The organism is Beijerinckia sp. L45 (genome assembly GCF_009765775.1).
Classification (GTDB): Bacteria; Pseudomonadota; Alphaproteobacteria; order Rhizobiales; family Beijerinckiaceae; genus RH-AL1.
In genome coordinates this window covers 16,294-33,478 of record NZ_LMUU01000224.1, presented here as the reverse complement: position 1 = coordinate 33,478, position 17,185 = coordinate 16,294, and the positions used below count along the sequence as shown (strand labels likewise).

The window sequence follows — 17,185 nt, the reverse complement described above, 5'->3', positions numbered from 1 at the left end:
GGTCAGCTGCTGCTGACGCTGGATCCACGCGCCATCGAAAACAAGCTCGAGGTCGCCAGCAAGGCGTTCGCGGTAGCGGAAGCCGAATACCGACAGGCCGCGCAGCAGGCCGTATTCGAAGACAAGAGCCGCGCGTTGTTGGCCGTGCTGAAGGGACGCATGGAGCAGCGCCGCGCGGACGTCACCTATAACCAGTCGCTGCTCGGTCGCATCAAGGTGACCGCGACGCGGAGGGGGCTCGCGTTGTTCGACGACCCCAATGCCTGGATCGGCAAGCCGGTAGCGATCGGCGAGCGGCTGCTCGAGATTGCCGATCCAGCGCAGACAGAGCTCGAGGTCTGGCTGCCGGTGGCGGACGCGATCACGCTGAAGACCGGTGCCGACGTCGACTTCTTTCTCAACATCGCGCCGGACTCGCCGCTGCACGCGACCCTGCGCCAAGCGAGCTACGAGGCCACCCAGTCGACGGCTGGCCTGTTCGGCTACCGCCTCAAGGCCACGCTCTTGGATGCCGCGCATCCGCCGCGGATCGGCTTGAAAGGGACGGCCAAGGTGTTCGGCGAGCGAGTCTCCCTCTTCTATTATTTGCTGCGGCGTCCGCTTGCGGCTGCGCGGCAATTCGTGGGCTGGTGATGGACGCGGCTGTGAGCACCGCAAAACGCCTGTTGCCGCTGCGCGAGGAGATCGCGATCTTTTCCGGGCCTGCGGCAATCGATGGATCGCCGAGCTGGACGCTTCACGATCCATCCAGCAATCGCTTCTTTCGGCTCGGCTGGCGCGAGTTCGAGCTTTTGTCACGCTGGGACTCGGGCAGCGTCACGGCGCTTGCGGCGCGGGTCCAAGCCGAGACCACGCTGCAGGTCGAACCGGACGACGTCGAGGATTTGTTCCGCTTCCTGGTTTCGTTCGACCTGCTGCGTGCGACGAGTCCCGAGGCTACCGCGGGCCTCGTGCGCAAAGCGCAGCGCTTGCGCGGCAGTTGGGGGCGCTGGCTTCTGCACAACTACCTGTTCATTCGGATTCCTCTGCTGCGTCCGGATCGCTTTCTCACGTTGACCTATCCCTACATGCGCTGGGTGTTCAGCCCGCCGGTCGCCGCATTCGTGATCGCAATCGGGGTCACGGGGCTGATACGCGCAACGCGGCAATGGGACGTGTTTCTCGGCACCTTCGTCGACATGTTCTCGGCGCAGGGCATCATCGGTTTCGGCATCACGCTTGGATGCATGAAGGCGTTGCATGAACTCGGCCATGCCTACACGGCCAAGCGTTTCGGCTGCCGGGTGCCGACCATGGGGTTGGCGCTGCTGGTTATGGTGCCGGTGCTCTACACCGACGTCAACGACGCCTGGAAGCTGTCGTCGCGGCGTCAGCGGCTAGCGATCGGCCTCGCCGGCGTCACCGCCGAGCTTGGCTGTGCGGCGTTCGCCATTTTCGCTTGGGGTTTGTTGCCCAACGGAGCCGCGCGCAGCGTCGCATTCCTGGTGGCGACGTCGATCTGGCTGACCACAGTGTTGCTCAATGCCAGTCCATTCATGCGCTATGACGGCTATTACGTACTTTCGGACTGGCTCGAAATCCCCAATTTGCACAGCCGCGCCTTTGCGCTTGCGCAATGGTGGCTGCGCGAGACCTTGCTCGGCCTCGGCGACGACGTGCCCGAGAACATGCCGCTGTATCGCCGCCGTTTCCTCGTGATGTTCGCATTCCTGACCTGGATCTACCGCTTCGGCCTGTTCCTCGGCATCGCCGTGATCGTCTATCACGTCGCCGTCAAAATTCTCGGCATCGGGATGATGGCCGTCGAGGTCGGTTACTTCGTCGTCATGCCGGTGGTGCGCGAGGCGCTGATCTGGTGGCGTCGGCGGGCCGACATTCACCTCACCCCCCGTACGGCGGTGACCGCGACGCTAGGCTTTGCGATCGTGCTCGCGGTCCTGGTGCCATGGCGATCTTCGGTCGAAGCGCCGGCGCTGCTCAAAAGCCGACAGCATGTCGACATCTTCGCCCCGGAATTTGGCGCTCGGCTAATTGGCCTCGACGTCCACGAAGGCGACGACGTCGCCAAAGGCGCAAGGCTGCTGCAGATGGCGTCACCCGACGTCGACTACCGCCTGGGTCGGGCGCGCACCGAGATCGAGATCTCGGAATGGCAGCTCGGCGCCCGCGGCGTCGATCCGGACCTGCTGGCGCGCAGTCAGGTCACCGAGCGCGAATACGAGACGGCGCGCGCCGAATACGGCGCCCTGCAGGATCAACGATCGCGTCTGGATGTCACAACGCCGGTCGCCGGCAAGGTGGTCGACGTCGCCGAGGGGCTGGAGCCACGCAGTTGGCTCGCCGCCAAGGCGCGGCTGATGTCGGTGGTCGATCCCGCCAGCCTGATCGTAGAGGCCTATGTCGACGAAGCCGATCTCGATCGCATCGCGCTCGGCAGTGCCGCGAGCTTTATCGCGGAGGCTGACACGCGGATCGAAGTTCCGCTGCGGCTGGTCGAGATCGCGCGGGCCGGCACCAAGCTGCTGTCGGATCCGGCGCTGGCCTCGACAAGAGGCGGACCGATCGCCGTCAGGCCGGACCGGCAGAACGAGCAGAAGCAGAATGAACTTGTTCCGGACCGAACCCTTTATCGGGTGAGGCTCGTGGTCGCCGCACACGGCGGCACTCCGGTCGGCCGGATTTTGCGCGGCACGGCAATTTTACACGGCGAGGCAATTTCCCTGATGCAGCGCATCTGGCGGGCCGGGCTGGCGGTCATGATCCGGGAAAGCGGTGCCTGAAGCGGCGCCATGCTTGCCGCTGCCACCATCAGTGGCAGAACTGCAACGCCGCACTCTTAACGCGTTCCGGAACGCCGTCGGCGGGTTATTGCCCTTGCAGCACAACGTGGGGGTGCAATACCGTACATTAATAAACTCTTAGCCTGAATTGATTGCCTCGTTGGCGCCATACGCGGATCCCTCGATGTTCGCACGAAATGCACCGCCATTGCGTTTGTTGCTCGGCCTCGCGCTGACCCTGACTTCGCTCGGCGGTTGCGCCATCGTGCCTCATCCCTTGACGAACGCTGAACGCAGCGCGGAGGCCGACACAGACCTTGCCAAGGTCTACGCGGATCAGGAGCCGTTGACGCACGCGCTGACCTTGCAGGAGGCCTTCGCCCGGGCGATGGCCTATAATCTCGATGAGCGCGTCAAGCTGATGGAACGCCAGGTCGCCGAGCGCGACTTCGAGATCAGCAAGTTCGACCTGCTGCCGAAGGTGATCGCCACGGCCGGCGCCTCGACGCGCGACAACGTGCTGGCGAGCTCGAGCATCTCGGTCGTCAACTCGCAAGTCACCGTTCCGCCGTCGACCTCGAGCGATCGCGACCTGCGATTCGCCGATCTCACGACATCCTGGAACATCCTCGATTTCTGGGTCAGCTATTTCAATACGAAGCAGCAGGCCAATCGTGTGCTGGTCGCCGAGGAGCAGCGCCGCCGCGTGCTGCAGGCGCTGTTCCAGGACGTTCGCCGCACCTTCTGGCGTGCCGCCAGCGCGCAACAACTCAGCAACGACATTCGTGTCGCGATTCGCGACGCCCAGAATTCGCTGGAGTCCTCGCGCAAGAGCGAAAGCCTGCGCGCGCCGATCGACGCGCTGCGCTACCAAAAGGCGCTGCTCGACTCGCTGCGCGACCTTGAATTCGTGCAGAAGCAGCTTGCGGTCGGCAAAGCCGAACTGGCGGCGCTTATCAACCTGCCGGTGGGCACCAACTATTCGGTGGCGGTCCCGCGGACCCTCAAGATCGAAGGCCTCAAGGCGCCGATACGGCAGATGGAAGAATTGGCGCTGCTGCACAATCCGGACATCCGCGAAGCCAGCTATCAGGTGCGCATCATGGTGGACGAAACCCACAAGATGCTCGCGCGCAATCTGCCCGGAATCAATTTCAGCTACGGGCCGAACTACGACAGCAATTCTTTCCTGGTCAACAACAGCTGGGGCGCCGGCGCGGTGCGGCTCAGCGGCAACCTCATCAGCGTTCTGTCGATCCCGGAGCAGTTGAAGCGCGGTCATCTCGCGGAGGATACCGCGATCACCCGGCGTCAGGCGCTCAGCGTGGCGACATTGGCGCGGCTGCACATCGCCTATCAGACATATCTCGCGGCCGTGGAGGAATATCGCTGGGCCGATCAACTCGCCGATGTCGATCGAAAGCTTTACCAGCAGATCTCCAATCGCACCGAAACCGACGTGCAGTCGGAACTGGAGCGCGTGTCGGCGCGGGTCAGCGCGGTGGAATCGGATCTGCGGCGCTATCGTAGCTACGCCGAGGCCCAGGCGGCGCTGGGACGGCTGTACGACGTGGTCGGCATCGATCCGGTGCCGGAGACACTGGCGTCGCTCGACATCGCGACCCTCAGCGCCGCGATCCGCCGCAGCGCCAGTGATTGGGACAACAACCGGCTGAGCCACGCCAGCGAGGCGCCTGCCGCAGCGGCGCCGGTTTCCGCTGCAGCCGGTCCCGCTGACACACGCGTTGCTGCGTCGGCCCCGAACGAGGCGCCGCAACGGAGCGCGCTCGCTGCCGAAAAGCAGCCGGTCGTGCAATAGCGTGGGTGGGAAAGGCTCGGGAAACGCCGTGTCGTCGCCGGGTCGGCCCTTCTGCAGGGCGTTATGCACGGGGACAGGCTGCATGAAGGGTCGCCCGACATCGACCACCCGGACACAAACCGCGAGACGTCCGGTACGCGCGTTGTTCTCGCCGGGGCGTCAGAGCCGCACGCATGAGACCACAAGCCAAGGGGCGACAACTAGCCTCGGCGCTGCGCGAGCCGCCGGCTCAGTCGTGTTTGCGATGCTGCTCGGCGCTAGCCTGTCCGGCGCGGCGCGCGCGCAAAACCCGTCCGAGCAGATGCCGCCGCTTCGCAGCGCCTCCGAGATTCCCGCCCAGCTGACGGCGCGCACCTACACGACCTTATCGAGCGAGACGTCGGCGCGGCTCGACCGCATCGGCACCCGGGTCGGTGAGCATTTCAACAAAGGCGATCTGCTGATCGTGTTCGACTGCAAGACGCAGCGCGCCCAGGTGGCGCGCGCCAAAGCCGTGTCGACCCAGGCGGAGAAGACCGCGGCGATCAATCAGCGGCTCGCCAATCTCAAATCGATCGGCGAACTCGAGCTCGACGTCTCGCGCGCCGAAGTCGAAAAGGCGCGGGCGGATCTCGCGATTGCCAACGCAGCCGCCTCCAAATGCGAAATCGCGGCGCCGTTCGACGGCGTGACGGTCGAGCAGAAGGCCCAGGCGTTTCAATACGCCACGCCGGGCCAGCCGCTGCTGGAAATTCTCGACAAACGCAGCCTCGAAGTCGAGTTGATCGCGCCGTCGCGCTGGCTGGCCTGGTTGAAGCCGGGCTACGGCTTTGCCGTCCATATCGAGGAAACCGACAAAACCTATCACGCCGAAATCACCCGGATCAGCGGCCGGGTCGACCCGGTCAGCCAGACCATCAAGGTGTTCGGCGAGATCCACGACAATGCCGCGGAACTGATGGCTGGGATGAGCGGCCGCGCCAACATCTCGCCACCGAAATAAGCGGTTGTGCGTCGGCGGGCGAAGGAAACCGTCTGGGCCGTGCTAACGCGCTATGCCGGATCGCAATCTTCGGCATCGTCTGACAGGCGTCGCGCGCGCCCTCATCATGCGCATACTGGACGGCGTCGAACCCGATATCATCGAAGCGATCCGCCATTCCGCTGGTCATGTGCCCGGCATTCGCAGAATCTCCGACGCGAAGGGCCGCTGGCTCGGCCACGAGCTCCATGCCGACGTCACCATCGCCGTTCAGGCGGGCAGCGAAACCCGGACGCTCAGGCCGCCTTCGGGCCGGTTGACCAGTGTGATCGTGCCGCCCTCGCGCTGGACCGCCTGCCGGGCGATCGTCAGGCCAAGTCCCGTTCCGCCGGTGCTGCGATTGCGCGACCCCTCAAGACGCCGGAACGGCTCGAAGACGGCGTCGACGTCGGCGCTCGGAATGCCAGGGCCGTCATCATCGATCGCGATACAGACGGCGCTGGCCGTCCGCGTGAGGGACACGCGCGCCGTATCGCCATAGGCCAAGGCGTTGTTGACGATGTTGGACAGGCCGCGCTTCAGACCGCGTGGTCGCAGGTCGAGGATCAAACGGTCGGGGCCGCTGTAGGTCGCGATGTGGCCGGCGTCGCTGGCGTCCTCGACGAGCGTGGTCAGCAGTGTGACGAGATCGGTGCGCCGCGGCTTTTCCGGATCGTCCTCGCCGCCGAGATGATCGAGGAGGTCGTTCACCATCGCTTCCATCTCGGCGAGATCGGCCTCGATCGCCTCGCGGTCGTCGGCATCGGCCAGAAACCCGGCGCGCAGCCGTAACCGCGCGATCGGCGTGCGCAGATCGTGCGACACGGCCGCGAGAGCTTCCGTGCGGCCGGTGATGAGCCTGGCGATGCGGTCCTGCATGGCGTTGAAGGCGCGCGCGACGCGCCGGACCTCACGCGGACCGTGGACGTCGAGCAGCACGGGGGCGCCGTGTCCAATGGCATCGGTCGCCCGGGCAAGCAGGGCCAAGGGCGAGGCCAAGGTCCGCACCAGCAGAAGCGCCGCGACGAGCACGCAGACCGAAAGGATCAGCACCGAGCCGAGCTGGGCGTAAAGCGCCGGCACCGGTGTTTCGAGGTTCGGGGCGTGAAAGCGCAAAAAAGTTCCGTCGGGCAGGCGCAACGAGCCGTCCAGGGCTTTCCCGACCGCGGCGGCCTGCACCTGCAGACGAAGATCGAGATCCGCCAATCCCGGTTCGTGCGCGATGATCGCCTCGCGCAGAATCCGCGTCTGCGTCCCCGCGCCCTCGGGCCTGTTGTCACGCGTGTCGCGCCAGTCGATCGTCAGTTCCCTCGAGGACATCGAGCGCCCGACCACGGGGCGCTGCGGCTGCGGCGTCACGTCGAACACCCGCATCGACGTCACCAGTTCCTCGGCGATCCGCCACGCCTGGATCTGATCCCCTGACAGGATTTCCGCCTGTTCGAAGACGACCACACTGCCGATCACTTCCAACAGGATCGCGGCGACCAGGACGAGGCCGACCCGGCCGATGAGGCCACGCGGCCAGAGCGCCAGCCGCATCACAGGATCTGCACCTCTGCGGTGAAGATGTAGCCGGCACCGCGCACGGTGCGGATCAACTGCATGTCGGCCGCTTCGCCTCCGAGCTTGCGTCGCAGCCGGCTGACCAGCACGTCGATGCTGCGGTCCGATACGTCCGCGAGCCGCGCGCGCGAGATTTCGAGAAGCCTGTCGCGCCCGATGACGCGCTGCGGATTCTCCAGAAAGCTGACGAGGAGGTCATGCTCGGCACCGGAGAGATCGACGACCGTCCCGTCCGGGTCGGTCAGCTCCCGCCGGCGCCGGTCGAGGCACCAGCCGGCGAAGGCTATGCGATTCTGGGTCGGCTTGCCGGCAGGTTCTCTCGCAGACACCCCCGTCGTCGCGCGCCGCAGCACGGCGCGGATCCGGGCCAGCAGCTCCTTGGCGCCGAACGGTTTGGCGACATAATCGTCGGCGCCCATTTCAAGACCGAGCACGCGATCGATCTCCTCGCCGTGCGCGCTGACCATGATGATCGGCACATTGCTGGTCTGCCTGAGGTCGCGGCAGAGATCGAGCCCGCTCTTGCCGGGCATCATCACATCGAGAAGAATCAGGTCGAAGGCGCCGGCTGCAAGCGCCTCGAGCATCTCGCGACCACCCCGTGCGCTCACGGGCTCATAGCCGTTTTCGCGCAGCACGCGCACGAGCAGAGTCCGCATGCCCGCATCATCTTCGACGACGAGGATGCGTTGCACGGCTATGTCGGTCATCGCGTCAGTCACCATTGAGGCCGTATCTTTCCACTCTGGGCATAGACCGAAACCGCTTCAATCAGTCTCGAGACGGGCCCGGGACGGCGACGTCCCGACATCAAATCATCTCCTCCAGGATCAGCACAGCCAAAAGCTTACGAAGAAACACGAGGTTATGAGCAGGCTATCCGGTTTCTCGTGCGCTTCCACAAGCAACTCTTCCGTCGCGAGATAGAGCAAGGCGATCAGGCCGAAGGCAAACAGCACGAGCAGGCGGGACGACACAGCCTCGCGCAGTTCGAGCGCCATCGTCAGGGCGGGGCAACAACACTTCCATGCTCAGCGCGATGGTCAGCAGCGTGCCCTGCCGGGCGGTCGCGGCGAACCCTATTCCCAACACGTTTAAAGCTTTCTGCGTTTTAAAGGTAGGCATCGCCTTCCTTGGCTCCGTCGGTGGCAGACGCCGCGTCGTCACGCCAATTGCGTGTCCGAAACCCTCTGATCGGATTGCTTCTCAGAAGGGGCGCCGGCCGGCGAACCGGCCCTGTCTTCGTCACGAATGCGCCTGCGTTGAAACAGTCGCATGACGACCACGAAAAACACGGGCACGAAAAGGACAGCCAGCAAGGTCGCCGAGATCATGCCGCCCATCACGCCGGTTCCGATCGCCTGCTGGCTCTTCGACGATGCCCCTGTCGCGATGGCGAGCGGGACAACGCCGAGGATGAAGGCGAGCGATGTCATGACGATCGGGCGGAAGCGCAGACGCGCGGCCTCTATTGTGGCATCGACAATGGAAACGCCCGGCTTCCACAGGTCCTTCGCGAATTCGACGATCAGGATCGCGTTCTTGGCCGACAGGCCGATGATCGTGACGAGACCGATCTTGAAGTAGACGTCGTTCGGCAGGCCGCGGAGATAGACGGCAGCCAGCGCACCGATGACGCCGAGCGGAATAACGAGGAGCACCGATAGCGGGATCGCCCAACTCTCGTAAAGCGCCGCAAGACACATGAAGACGATCAGGATCGACAAAGCGAGAAGCAACGATGCCTGGCTTCCCGCTTCTTTCTCCTGCAACGATTGTCCGGTCCAAGTGAATCCGAAGCCCTTGGGAAGCTGTCCCACCAGCCGTTCGATCTCGGCGATCGCCTCGCCCGAGGTGTGGCCGGCCGATGGTTCGCCGGTGACGCGGACGGACTGGTATCCGTTGAACCCGACAACCTGGCTCGGCCCCATGCGCCATTCGATGCTGGCGAACGACGACATCGGCACCATGGTGCCCTGCGCGTTCTTGACGGCATAGTTGAGCAGATCGGTCGCCTGCATCCGCTGCAGATCCTGCGACTGCACGATTACGCGCTGCATCTTTCCTCGATTGGGAAAATCGTTGGTATAGACCGAGCCAAGGTTCACCTGAATGGTCGCGTTGATATCCTCGAAGCGCACGCCGAGCGCGGCGGCCTTTTCGCGGTCGACGGTGAGCTCCGCCTCCGCCGCGGGCGGCAGGCCCTCGACGGACACTTTCGAAACGACGGGACTATCCTTGGCAAGGGCCAGCAGTTGCACCTGGGCCGCCATCAGGGCGGAATAGCCCCGTTGCGCCCGATCCTGAAGCCGCAGGCTGAAGCCTGAGGCGTTCCCGAGATTGTCGATGGGCGGCGGTTCCTGCGCGAGGATCACGGCATCCTTGTAGGCGCCGAGCGCTGCGTTGGTGCCGGCGACGAGCGCCGCCGCGGAACTGTCAGGGCCGCGATCATGCCAAGGCTTCAACGTCACGAAAGCCTGAGACGTGTTCTCGCCCTGTCCCGAAAACGACAGGCCGTTGAGCATGGTGACGGTGGCGATGCCGGGCTGGGCGAGCAGATGCTCTTCGAGCTTTTGCACCGCCTTCTGCGTCCGATTGAACGAGGCGCCGGGCGGCGTCTGCACGTCGACCGTAAAGAACCCTTGATCTTCGATGGGCAAAAAACCTTCCGGCAGTTTCGCGAAGCCGTAGGCGACGCCGACGAAGAGCGCGAGATAGATGATCATCACGCGGCCGGATTTCTGGATGAACCAGGCGACACCGCGCCCGTAGCGTGCCGTCTCGCGATCGACGATCCTGTTGAACCAGCCGAAGACGCCGCGCTTGCCGTGGCCGTGGCCTTTCGGCAGCGGCTTCAGCAATGTCGCGCATAGCGCCGGCGTCAAAGACAGCGCAAGCAAAGCGGAAAACGCGATCGAAGACACCATCGCGATCGAGAACTGGCGATAGATGATGCCGACGGAACCCGGGAAAAACGCCATCGGGATGAACACGGCGATCAGCACCAGCGTGATGCCGATGATCGCGCCGGTAATCTGGCTCATCGCCTTGCGCGTCGCCTCCTTGGGCGACAGCCCTTCCTCGGCCATGATGCGCTCGACGTTCTCGACGACGACGATCGCGTCATCGACCAAAATACCGATGGCCAGCACCATCGCGAACATCGTCAGAACGTTCACTGAAAAGCCGCTCAGAAGCATGACCATGCATGTTCCGAGCAAGGCGATCGGCACGACGATGATGGGAATGAGCGTGTAGCGGATGTTCTGCAGGAACAGGAACATCACCAGGAACACCAGGCCGACGGCTTCGACGAGCGTCGAGATGACCTTCTTGATCGAAGTCTGAACCGCGGGCGTGATGTCGTATGGAATATCCCACTTCAGGTTCGACGGGAAGAATTGCGACAATTCCTGCATCTTGGCGCGGATCGCGCCGGCGGTTTCCAGAGCGTTGCCATCGGGCGCAAGGGTCACCGAGATGCCGGCCGCCTCGCCGCCGTTGAGCCGCGTGGAAAACTGGTAGCTGTCGCCGCCGAGCTCGATGCGGGCCACGTCGCGCAGACGGACGTTCGACCCATCGGCATTGGCGCGCAGGACGATGGCTCCAAAGTCCTCGACCTTGTCGAGTTGCCCCTTGACGACGATGAGCGCCGTCACAGCCTGCTTGATCGGGCTGGGCTGAGCCCCGACGGAGCCGGAGGCGATCTGGACGTTCTGGTTGCGGATCGCGGTCGCCACGTCGTCCGCGTTAAGCGAGAGTCCGCGCAATTTGTCGGGATCGACCCAGATGCGCAGGCTCCGTTCGGTCGAATAGAGCGTTGCGCGGCCGACGCCGGGAATGCGACGGATCTCGTTGATCACGTTGCGGATCAAAAAGTCGCCGAGGCCGATCTCGTTCACCGAACCATCGGTCGAGACAAGCGTGATGATGTTCAGGGTCGCCGCAGAGGCTTCCTCGACGAGAATGCCTTGCTGGCGGACTTCCGCCGGCAACCGCGCTTCCACGCGCTTGAGACGGTTCTGTACCTCGACGGATGCCAGGGCGGGATCCGTGCCGAGCTTGAAGGTTGCGGTGATGTTCACGGCGCCGAACGAGTCACTGGTGGACTCGAAGCTCAGAATGTTGGCGGCGCCGTTCAGCTCATCCTCGATCAACCGCGTGGTGCCGGTATAGAGGCTCTGAACCGATGCGCCGGGGAAGGCCGTGGAGATCGCAATCGACGGGGGCGCGATGACCGGGTACTGCGCGATGGGCAGGTTCGGGATCGCGAGCACGCCGCCGAGGCAGATGAACAGCGCCACGATCCAGGCGAAGACCGGCCGGTCGATGAAGAAAGACGCCATGATTTAAGGGACCTGCTTGGCGGCATGAATTGTGGGTCGATCGGCGCCGTCGGATCGTAATGGTTTGGCCCCCGTCTGATCGCCGGCGGTATTCAGAGTTGTAGCTTTGACCGCGACGCCGGCACTGATCTTCTGAAGCCCCTCGACGACGACGCGATCGCCTGGCTTGAGCCCGGCGCGGACCAGCCACTCCTCGCCTACGGTGTTGCCCAGTTCCACCGGTCGCGTTGCAATCTTGTTATCGCCCGTGACGAGATAGACACTGGCCTTGCCGTCGTCGCTGCGCTGAACCGCCTGCTGGGGAACCGCGATGGCATCGGAATCCACGCCTTGCTTGATACGGGCGCGCACGTACATGCCCGGGAACAGCTCCCCATTCGGATTTGGGAATTGCACTCGCAGCGTGACCTGTCCGGTGCTCGGGTCTACCGTGACATCCGAGAACAACAGGCTGCCGTCGAGCGGATAGGTCGCGCCATCTTCCATGAGGAGCTGGACGTTGGCGGCTTTGCGGTCGGGACGATCGAGTTGCCCACTGGCGAGGTCACGTCTGAGCTTGTTCAACTCGCCGACGGATTGCGTGACATCGACGTAGATCGGGTCGAGCTGCTGGATCGTGGCAAGAGCGGCGGCGTTGCCCGGTTCGATAAGCGTACCTTCGGTCAGAAGCGCGCGGCCGATGCGGCCGGTAATCGGGGCGCGCACATCGGTGTAACCAAGATTGAGCTTGGCCCGATCACGCGCCGCCTTGGCGCTCGCAACCTCGGCCTCGGCCTGCTTTTCGGCCGCGAAGGCCACGTCGTACTGCGCCTGGCTCGACGCCTGACGCGCGAGCAACTGTTTCAGGCGCTCCGCCTGCTGGCCGGCGAGAACGAGTGCCGCCTGGGTGCGCGCCAGGGTCGCCTCCGCGCTCGCCAGCTCGACCCGATTCAGCGCCGGATCGATTTTGTACAGAACCTCTCCCTCCTTGACGAGGCTGCCCTGTTCGAACGTGCGATTGAGGACGAGCCCGGACACCCGGGCGCGGACCTCGGCGATCCGCATCGGTGCAACCCGACCCGGCAGATCCCGCGTGGAAGGGATCGGCCGCGTTACGACCGAGACGACGGTCACGTCGGTTGGCGCAGCGGCCTTTTCGGCAGAGGCCGGCGCGTCGTTACAGCCCGCCAGGCCCAGCGATGACAGGGCAAGAACGAGTGCGGCGGCATGCAAGCATCTGTGACGCAGGAGCGTGGTCAAGGCGGAGGCTCTCAAGGCGAGGAGGGAAGGGGTGTCGGATGCACAGCATCCGTGCCGATTGCTTCGGCGCGGGGAGCAAAGTGTCGAGTGCCGGCCGCAATTCCAGACGTCTCTAGATCAAGTTGGCTCCTCGCGGCCGGGTCCGGCTGCTTCCCGGCAATGCGGATAAGCATCTTCCAGCGGGTTCCGCGGCTTGGAGCTCGTCATCGGCATGAACGGCTGCCGCCGGACGCGAAGCGGCTCGTGCGCGCCTTGTATGCAGTTTCCGACGGGCGCCCGCTCGGCGACGGGAAACATCAGTTGCGTTGTCACGATTAGCGCGGAAATGATCACAGGTAGTGTCCCTTACATTGAACGGAAGCTCGCCCCGCGATCGGCTCTTTGAGGGCGATCAGGTCCAAGCGTCAGCGGCCATCGAGCTCTGCGATCGACGGCCCTCCTATTCGATCAATCTAGCGTTCCAATGTTTCGAGCGCGTCGTCGTTGTGTGACAAAGTATTGCTGGCGGCTTCGATCAATGTCGGCGAATTCGGGTGCGCGGCTCCGCCAAGATCGGGCGCGTCCCGCGTCCGGACGCAAACGTTCTCCGGCCATGCCGTCCTGGAGGACGATCCGTCTATGGCAGCAAGAAAATCTGAAAATCCATTTGGTTGACCGGCATAACGCCGTGTCACTACTTTGCTGATGTTGTTCTGCTTTGACTCGAATTCACCGAGGCATTCGCAAGACCGGCCGCTTGTATGCGGGCTGGATGCGCATCCGGCAGGCTGATTCAACCAGGTTCGACCTTGGCAACGTGTTTATCAGAAGGCTTGACAATGCAGCGCGATCACGAGTTTCGGCCGTCCCATGTGTCGCGTCGTTCGCTTCTTTTGACGTCGGGTGCCGCGATGACGGCGACGGCGGCGACCGTGATCAGCGCGTCCGCCTTTCCCTTCGCATCGCCTGCCGGTTTCGACCGGGCGCCGAGGTGCGGCAGCATCCTTCGTACGGCGGCAGGTGACGGCCCTGTCACCAAGCTGAAGCTCGCGTGGAACGCGACGGCGATCTGCACGGCGTCGGCGCCCGTCGCCAAGGAGCGCGGATTTTTCGCGCGGCACAATCTCGATGTCGAATTCGTCAACTTCGGCGGCTCGACCGATCAGCTTCTGGAGGCCATCGCGACCGGCAAGGCCGATGCCGGAATCGGCATGGCGCTGCGCTGGCTGAAGCCGCTGGAACAGGGGTTCGACGTCAAGATCACGGCGGGCGTGCATGGCGGCTGCCTGCGCCTGATCGGCGCCAAGGCGGCCGGCGTCACCACGCTGGAGTCGCTGAAGGGCAAGACCATCGCCGTGAGCGACCAGGCGAGCCCGGAGAAGAACTTCTTTTCCATCATGCTCAAGCAGCACGGCATCGATCCCGAGACGGACGTCACCTGGCGGCAATATCCGGCCGAATTGCTGCCCCTCGCGGTCGACAAGGGCGAGGCGCAGGCGATCGCCAATTCCGATCCGCGCGCCTACATCTGGCTTAAAGATCAAAAATTCGTCGAGATCGCAACCAATCTCACCGGCGCTTACGCCACCCGCGCCTGCTGCGTCCTGGCCGTGCGTGGCTCTCTCATCCGCGAGCAGCCTTTGGTGGCCCGTGCTCTCACGCAGGCCGTGTTGGAAGCCGGCGAGCACCTTGGTGATGATCCCACCGATGCGGCCAAGGTCTTCGCCGGCTACGGCGGCAAGGGATCGGTCGAGGATCTCGCGCAGATGCTGCGCAGCCACACGCATCACCACCATCCCGTCGGACACGATTTGCAGGCCGAGATCGCGGCCTATACGGACGAACTCAAGCTGGTCAACGTGATCAAGAAATCCACCGACTCTCAAAAATTCGCGGCCCGCGTCTATGCCGATGTGCTGAGCTGATGAGCGACGTGACACTCGCTAGTCACGCGGCGGTCAGGCCGGCGCGAAAGGGCGTGAGCCGCGGCGCGCTGTCTCGCCTCGGCCTTGGCGCCGGCCTCGCGTGGCTGGGGCTCGCCGGCGCGACCGCGCTGCTTCCCGAGGCCGGCGACTTCGAGAGAACGCAGGATTTCGCCGCGATCGCGGGTGTCATCGGGTTTGCCATAGCGGCCGCAACGCTGCTCGGGCTGCGGTCGTCCGGCTTGGCCCGGCGCCTTCGCTACGGCGCGCCCTGGCTCGTCGCGCTGGCGCTATTCTTTCTGGTCTGGGAGCTCGTCACCGCGAAATACCAGCGTCTGCCGATGCCGTTCTTCCCGCCGCCGCAGGCGATTCTCGAGGTCTTTCTCGATGACGGCGCGCGGTTGGCCGACAGCGTCTGGCATTCGCTTCTGCTGCTCGTCGTCGGCTACGCCGTCGGCGCGACGCTCGGCTTCGTCCTCGGCGTCGCGGTCGGCTGGTCGGTGCTTGTCGGCTACTGGGCGCATCCGATCCTGCGCTTCGTCGGCCCGCTGCCGGCTACCGCTTGGTTGCCGATCGCCTTCTTCATCTTCCCGTCGAGCTGGAGCGCCAGCACCGCGCTGATCGCCCTGGCGACGGCGTTTCCGGTGACCGTGCTGACCTGGTCCGGCATCGCCAGCGTCAACAAAGGTTTTTATGACGTCGCGCGGACGTTGGGCGCAAAACAGAGCTTTCTTATCCTGCGCGTGGCGATCCCGGCCGCCCTGCCGCATGTCTTCGTCGGCCTGTTCATGGGGCTGAGCGGCTCCTTCGCCGTTCTTGTCGTTGCCGAGATGTTGGGCGTCAAATCGGGGCTCGGCTGGTACCTGCAATGGGCGCAGGGCTGGGCCGCCTATGCCAACATGTACGCGGCGCTGATCGTCATGGCCGTGCTCTGCTCGAGCCTTATCACCGGCCTGTTCCGTCTGCGCGCCTACCTGTTGTCGTGGCAGAAGGGCCTCGTGCAATGGTAGCCGCAGCGCTACGCGCCGAAGAGTCCGCACGCGGCGTCGGTCTCGACGTCGCCCACGTCAGCCACGCCTTCGATCTGAAAGGGGTGTCGCTACCGGTGCTCGACAACGTCAGCTTTCGCGTCGAGCCGGGCGCGTTCGTGGCATTGCTCGGGCCGAGCGGCTGCGGGAAATCGACACTACTGCGGTTGCTTGCAGGCCTCGACGCGCCAAGCGCCGGTACCGTAAGTGTCGATGGCGCCGGCGTGCAGGGCCCGGACCCCGCGCACGTGCTGGTGTTCCAGGACCCGACGCTCTTCCCCTGGCGCAGCGTGGCGCGCAACGTGGCTCTCGGCCTGGAGGCACGCGGTCTGCTGAAGACGCAGCGCTACAAAGTTGCGGAAGCCCTTGAACTTGTCGGGCTCAGCGCCTTTGCCGACGCGCTGCCGCACCAGCTCTCAGGCGGCATGGCGCAGCGCGTGGCGTTGGCGCGGGCACTGGTCAACGAGCCGCGGCTGTTCCTGATGGACGAACCGCTTGGCAAGCTCGATGCTTTGACCCGGATCACCATGCAGGCTGAACTGGTGAAGCTATGGCAGCGCTCCGGCTTCACCGCGCTGCTCGTGACGCATGACGTCGAGGAGGCTTTGATGCTGGCGCAGCGTCTGATCGTCTTCAGCGATCGCCCGGCCCGGGTACGCACTACCTTCGTCGTCGACCGCCCCTATCCGCGTCACCGTGACGACCCGCATCTCGTGGCGTTGCGGCGCGAGGTTTTGACCCTCCTCGGCGTCGAAGGTGGCTCGTAAATTGCCGCGTATGCCAGGCACAAAGGGCCAGGCGCTTGACACGAGTGGCCGGCCTCTCACATTGCGCTTAGCCCGTGCCGACCTCCCGATGTGTCGGCCTTCAGTGTCCCGTTGCGCCAAGCATCGAGGAAAAGGACGTATCGATGTCGCGTATCCCGCTTCTCACCGTTGAAACCGCCGCAGACGACGCCCAGCCGCGTCTTGCGGCTGCGGAAAAGGCGAATGGCTTCCTACCAAACCTCTTGGGCGTGCTCGCCAATGCGCCGGCGGCGCTCGAAGCCTATCTTACGCTCGGCGGCATCAACGCCAAGGCCAGCTTGACGCTTGCCGAGCGCGAGACCGTCCAGATTACGGCGGCCGCGACCCACGGCTGCGGCTTTTGCGTCGCCGGCCACACGGCCATTGCGATCAAGAAAGCGAACCTCGATACGGCTGCGGTCGAAGGGCTTCGCACGATCGCGCCCCTTGCGGATCTGCGCCTCGCCGCGGTCCAGGCGATGACCCTAGCCGTGATCAGAACCCGCGGCGCGGTGTCCGACGAAGAGCTGGCCGTGTTCAAGGCCGCCGGCTTCACCGACGCCAGCGCGCTCGAAGTCGTCCTTGGCGTCAGCCTGGCGACGCTGTGCAACTTCGCCAACAATCTCGGGCAGCCGGAACTTAACCCGCAGCTCGAAGCCTACCGCTGGGACAAGCCGCACGCGCTGGCAGCGGAGTAGACCATGACGGCTACGGCGCCTGA

At 64.5% G+C, this 17,185-nt stretch carries 13 protein-coding genes; 8 read left to right on the top strand and 5 right to left on the bottom strand.

The genetic code is table 11. The features are described 5' to 3' along the window. The 4 genes from GSQ79_RS24020 to GSQ79_RS24005 form a co-directional block, all read left to right on the top strand. Positions 1-633 (top strand): HlyD family secretion protein (locus GSQ79_RS24020; protein ID WP_158811296.1); only part of this gene is annotated, 633 nt, incomplete at its 5' end. 11 nt (positions 634-644) lie between these two features. Then, complete coding sequence (locus GSQ79_RS24015; protein WP_158811295.1) at positions 645-2,780, top strand: HlyD family efflux transporter periplasmic adaptor subunit; 2,136 nt, start codon at positions 645-647, stop codon at positions 2,778-2,780. A gap of 184 nt (positions 2,781-2,964) precedes the next feature. Continuing rightward, positions 2,965-4,599, top strand: a complete 1,635-nt coding sequence (locus GSQ79_RS24010) for a TolC family protein (protein ID WP_158811294.1) — start codon at positions 2,965-2,967, stop codon at positions 4,597-4,599. Positions 4,600-4,843: 244 nt separating this feature from the next. After that, entirely contained in the window at positions 4,844-5,581 is a 738-nt protein-coding gene (locus GSQ79_RS24005; protein ID WP_158811293.1) for an efflux RND transporter periplasmic adaptor subunit, read from the top strand. Between the two features lie 249 nt (positions 5,582-5,830). On the opposite strand, the gene GSQ79_RS24000 is transcribed toward GSQ79_RS24005, so the two are convergent. From GSQ79_RS24000 to GSQ79_RS23980, 5 genes are all read right to left on the bottom strand, one after another. Further along, positions 5,831-7,141 (bottom strand): ATP-binding protein, encoded by a 1,311-nt coding sequence (locus GSQ79_RS24000; protein WP_158811292.1) that lies wholly within the window; start codon positions 7,139-7,141, stop codon positions 5,831-5,833. Then, positions 7,141-7,875 carry a response regulator gene (locus GSQ79_RS23995; protein WP_158811291.1) on the bottom strand — a complete coding sequence of 245 codons (735 nt, stop codon included), beginning with the start codon at positions 7,873-7,875 and terminating at the stop codon, positions 7,141-7,143. The genes GSQ79_RS24000 and GSQ79_RS23995 overlap by 1 nt, the downstream gene beginning before the upstream one ends. 120 nt (positions 7,876-7,995) lie before the next feature. Next, the gene (locus tag GSQ79_RS30435; protein WP_210253199.1) at positions 7,996-8,166 is read right to left on the bottom strand and encodes a hypothetical protein; all 171 of its coding nucleotides are present in this window, start codon (positions 8,164-8,166) and stop codon (positions 7,996-7,998) included. A gap of 162 nt (positions 8,167-8,328) precedes the next feature. Next, positions 8,329-11,511 carry a multidrug efflux RND transporter permease subunit gene (locus GSQ79_RS23985; protein WP_158811290.1) on the bottom strand — a complete coding sequence of 1,061 codons (3,183 nt, stop codon included), beginning with the start codon at positions 11,509-11,511 and terminating at the stop codon, positions 8,329-8,331. A gap of 3 nt (positions 11,512-11,514) precedes the next feature. Continuing rightward, a complete protein-coding gene (locus GSQ79_RS23980) occupies positions 11,515-12,750 on the bottom strand; it encodes an efflux RND transporter periplasmic adaptor subunit (protein ID WP_246725547.1) in 1,236 nt (411 codons plus the stop codon). A gap of 818 nt (positions 12,751-13,568) precedes the next feature. Here GSQ79_RS23980 and GSQ79_RS23975 point away from each other — a divergent pair. The 4 genes from GSQ79_RS23975 (at position 13,569) to GSQ79_RS23960 (ending at position 17,162) form a co-directional block, all read left to right on the top strand. Then, complete coding sequence (locus GSQ79_RS23975; protein WP_158811289.1) at positions 13,569-14,654, top strand: ABC transporter substrate-binding protein; 1,086 nt, start codon at positions 13,569-13,571, stop codon at positions 14,652-14,654. Then, positions 14,654-15,661, top strand: coding sequence for an ABC transporter permease (locus tag GSQ79_RS23970; RefSeq protein ID WP_158811288.1), 1,008 nt, complete (start codon positions 14,654-14,656; stop codon positions 15,659-15,661). Before GSQ79_RS23975 ends, GSQ79_RS23970 begins: the two co-directional genes overlap by 1 nt. After that, on the top strand, positions 15,655-16,446 hold the full coding sequence (locus GSQ79_RS23965; RefSeq protein WP_158811287.1) for an ABC transporter ATP-binding protein: 792 nt from the start codon (positions 15,655-15,657) through the stop codon (positions 16,444-16,446). Before GSQ79_RS23970 ends, GSQ79_RS23965 begins: the two co-directional genes overlap by 7 nt. Before the next feature lie 143 nt (positions 16,447-16,589). Continuing rightward, positions 16,590-17,162 (top strand): carboxymuconolactone decarboxylase family protein, encoded by a 573-nt coding sequence (locus GSQ79_RS23960; RefSeq protein ID WP_158811286.1) that lies wholly within the window; start codon positions 16,590-16,592, stop codon positions 17,160-17,162. Positions 17,163-17,185 lie beyond the last annotated feature (23 nt).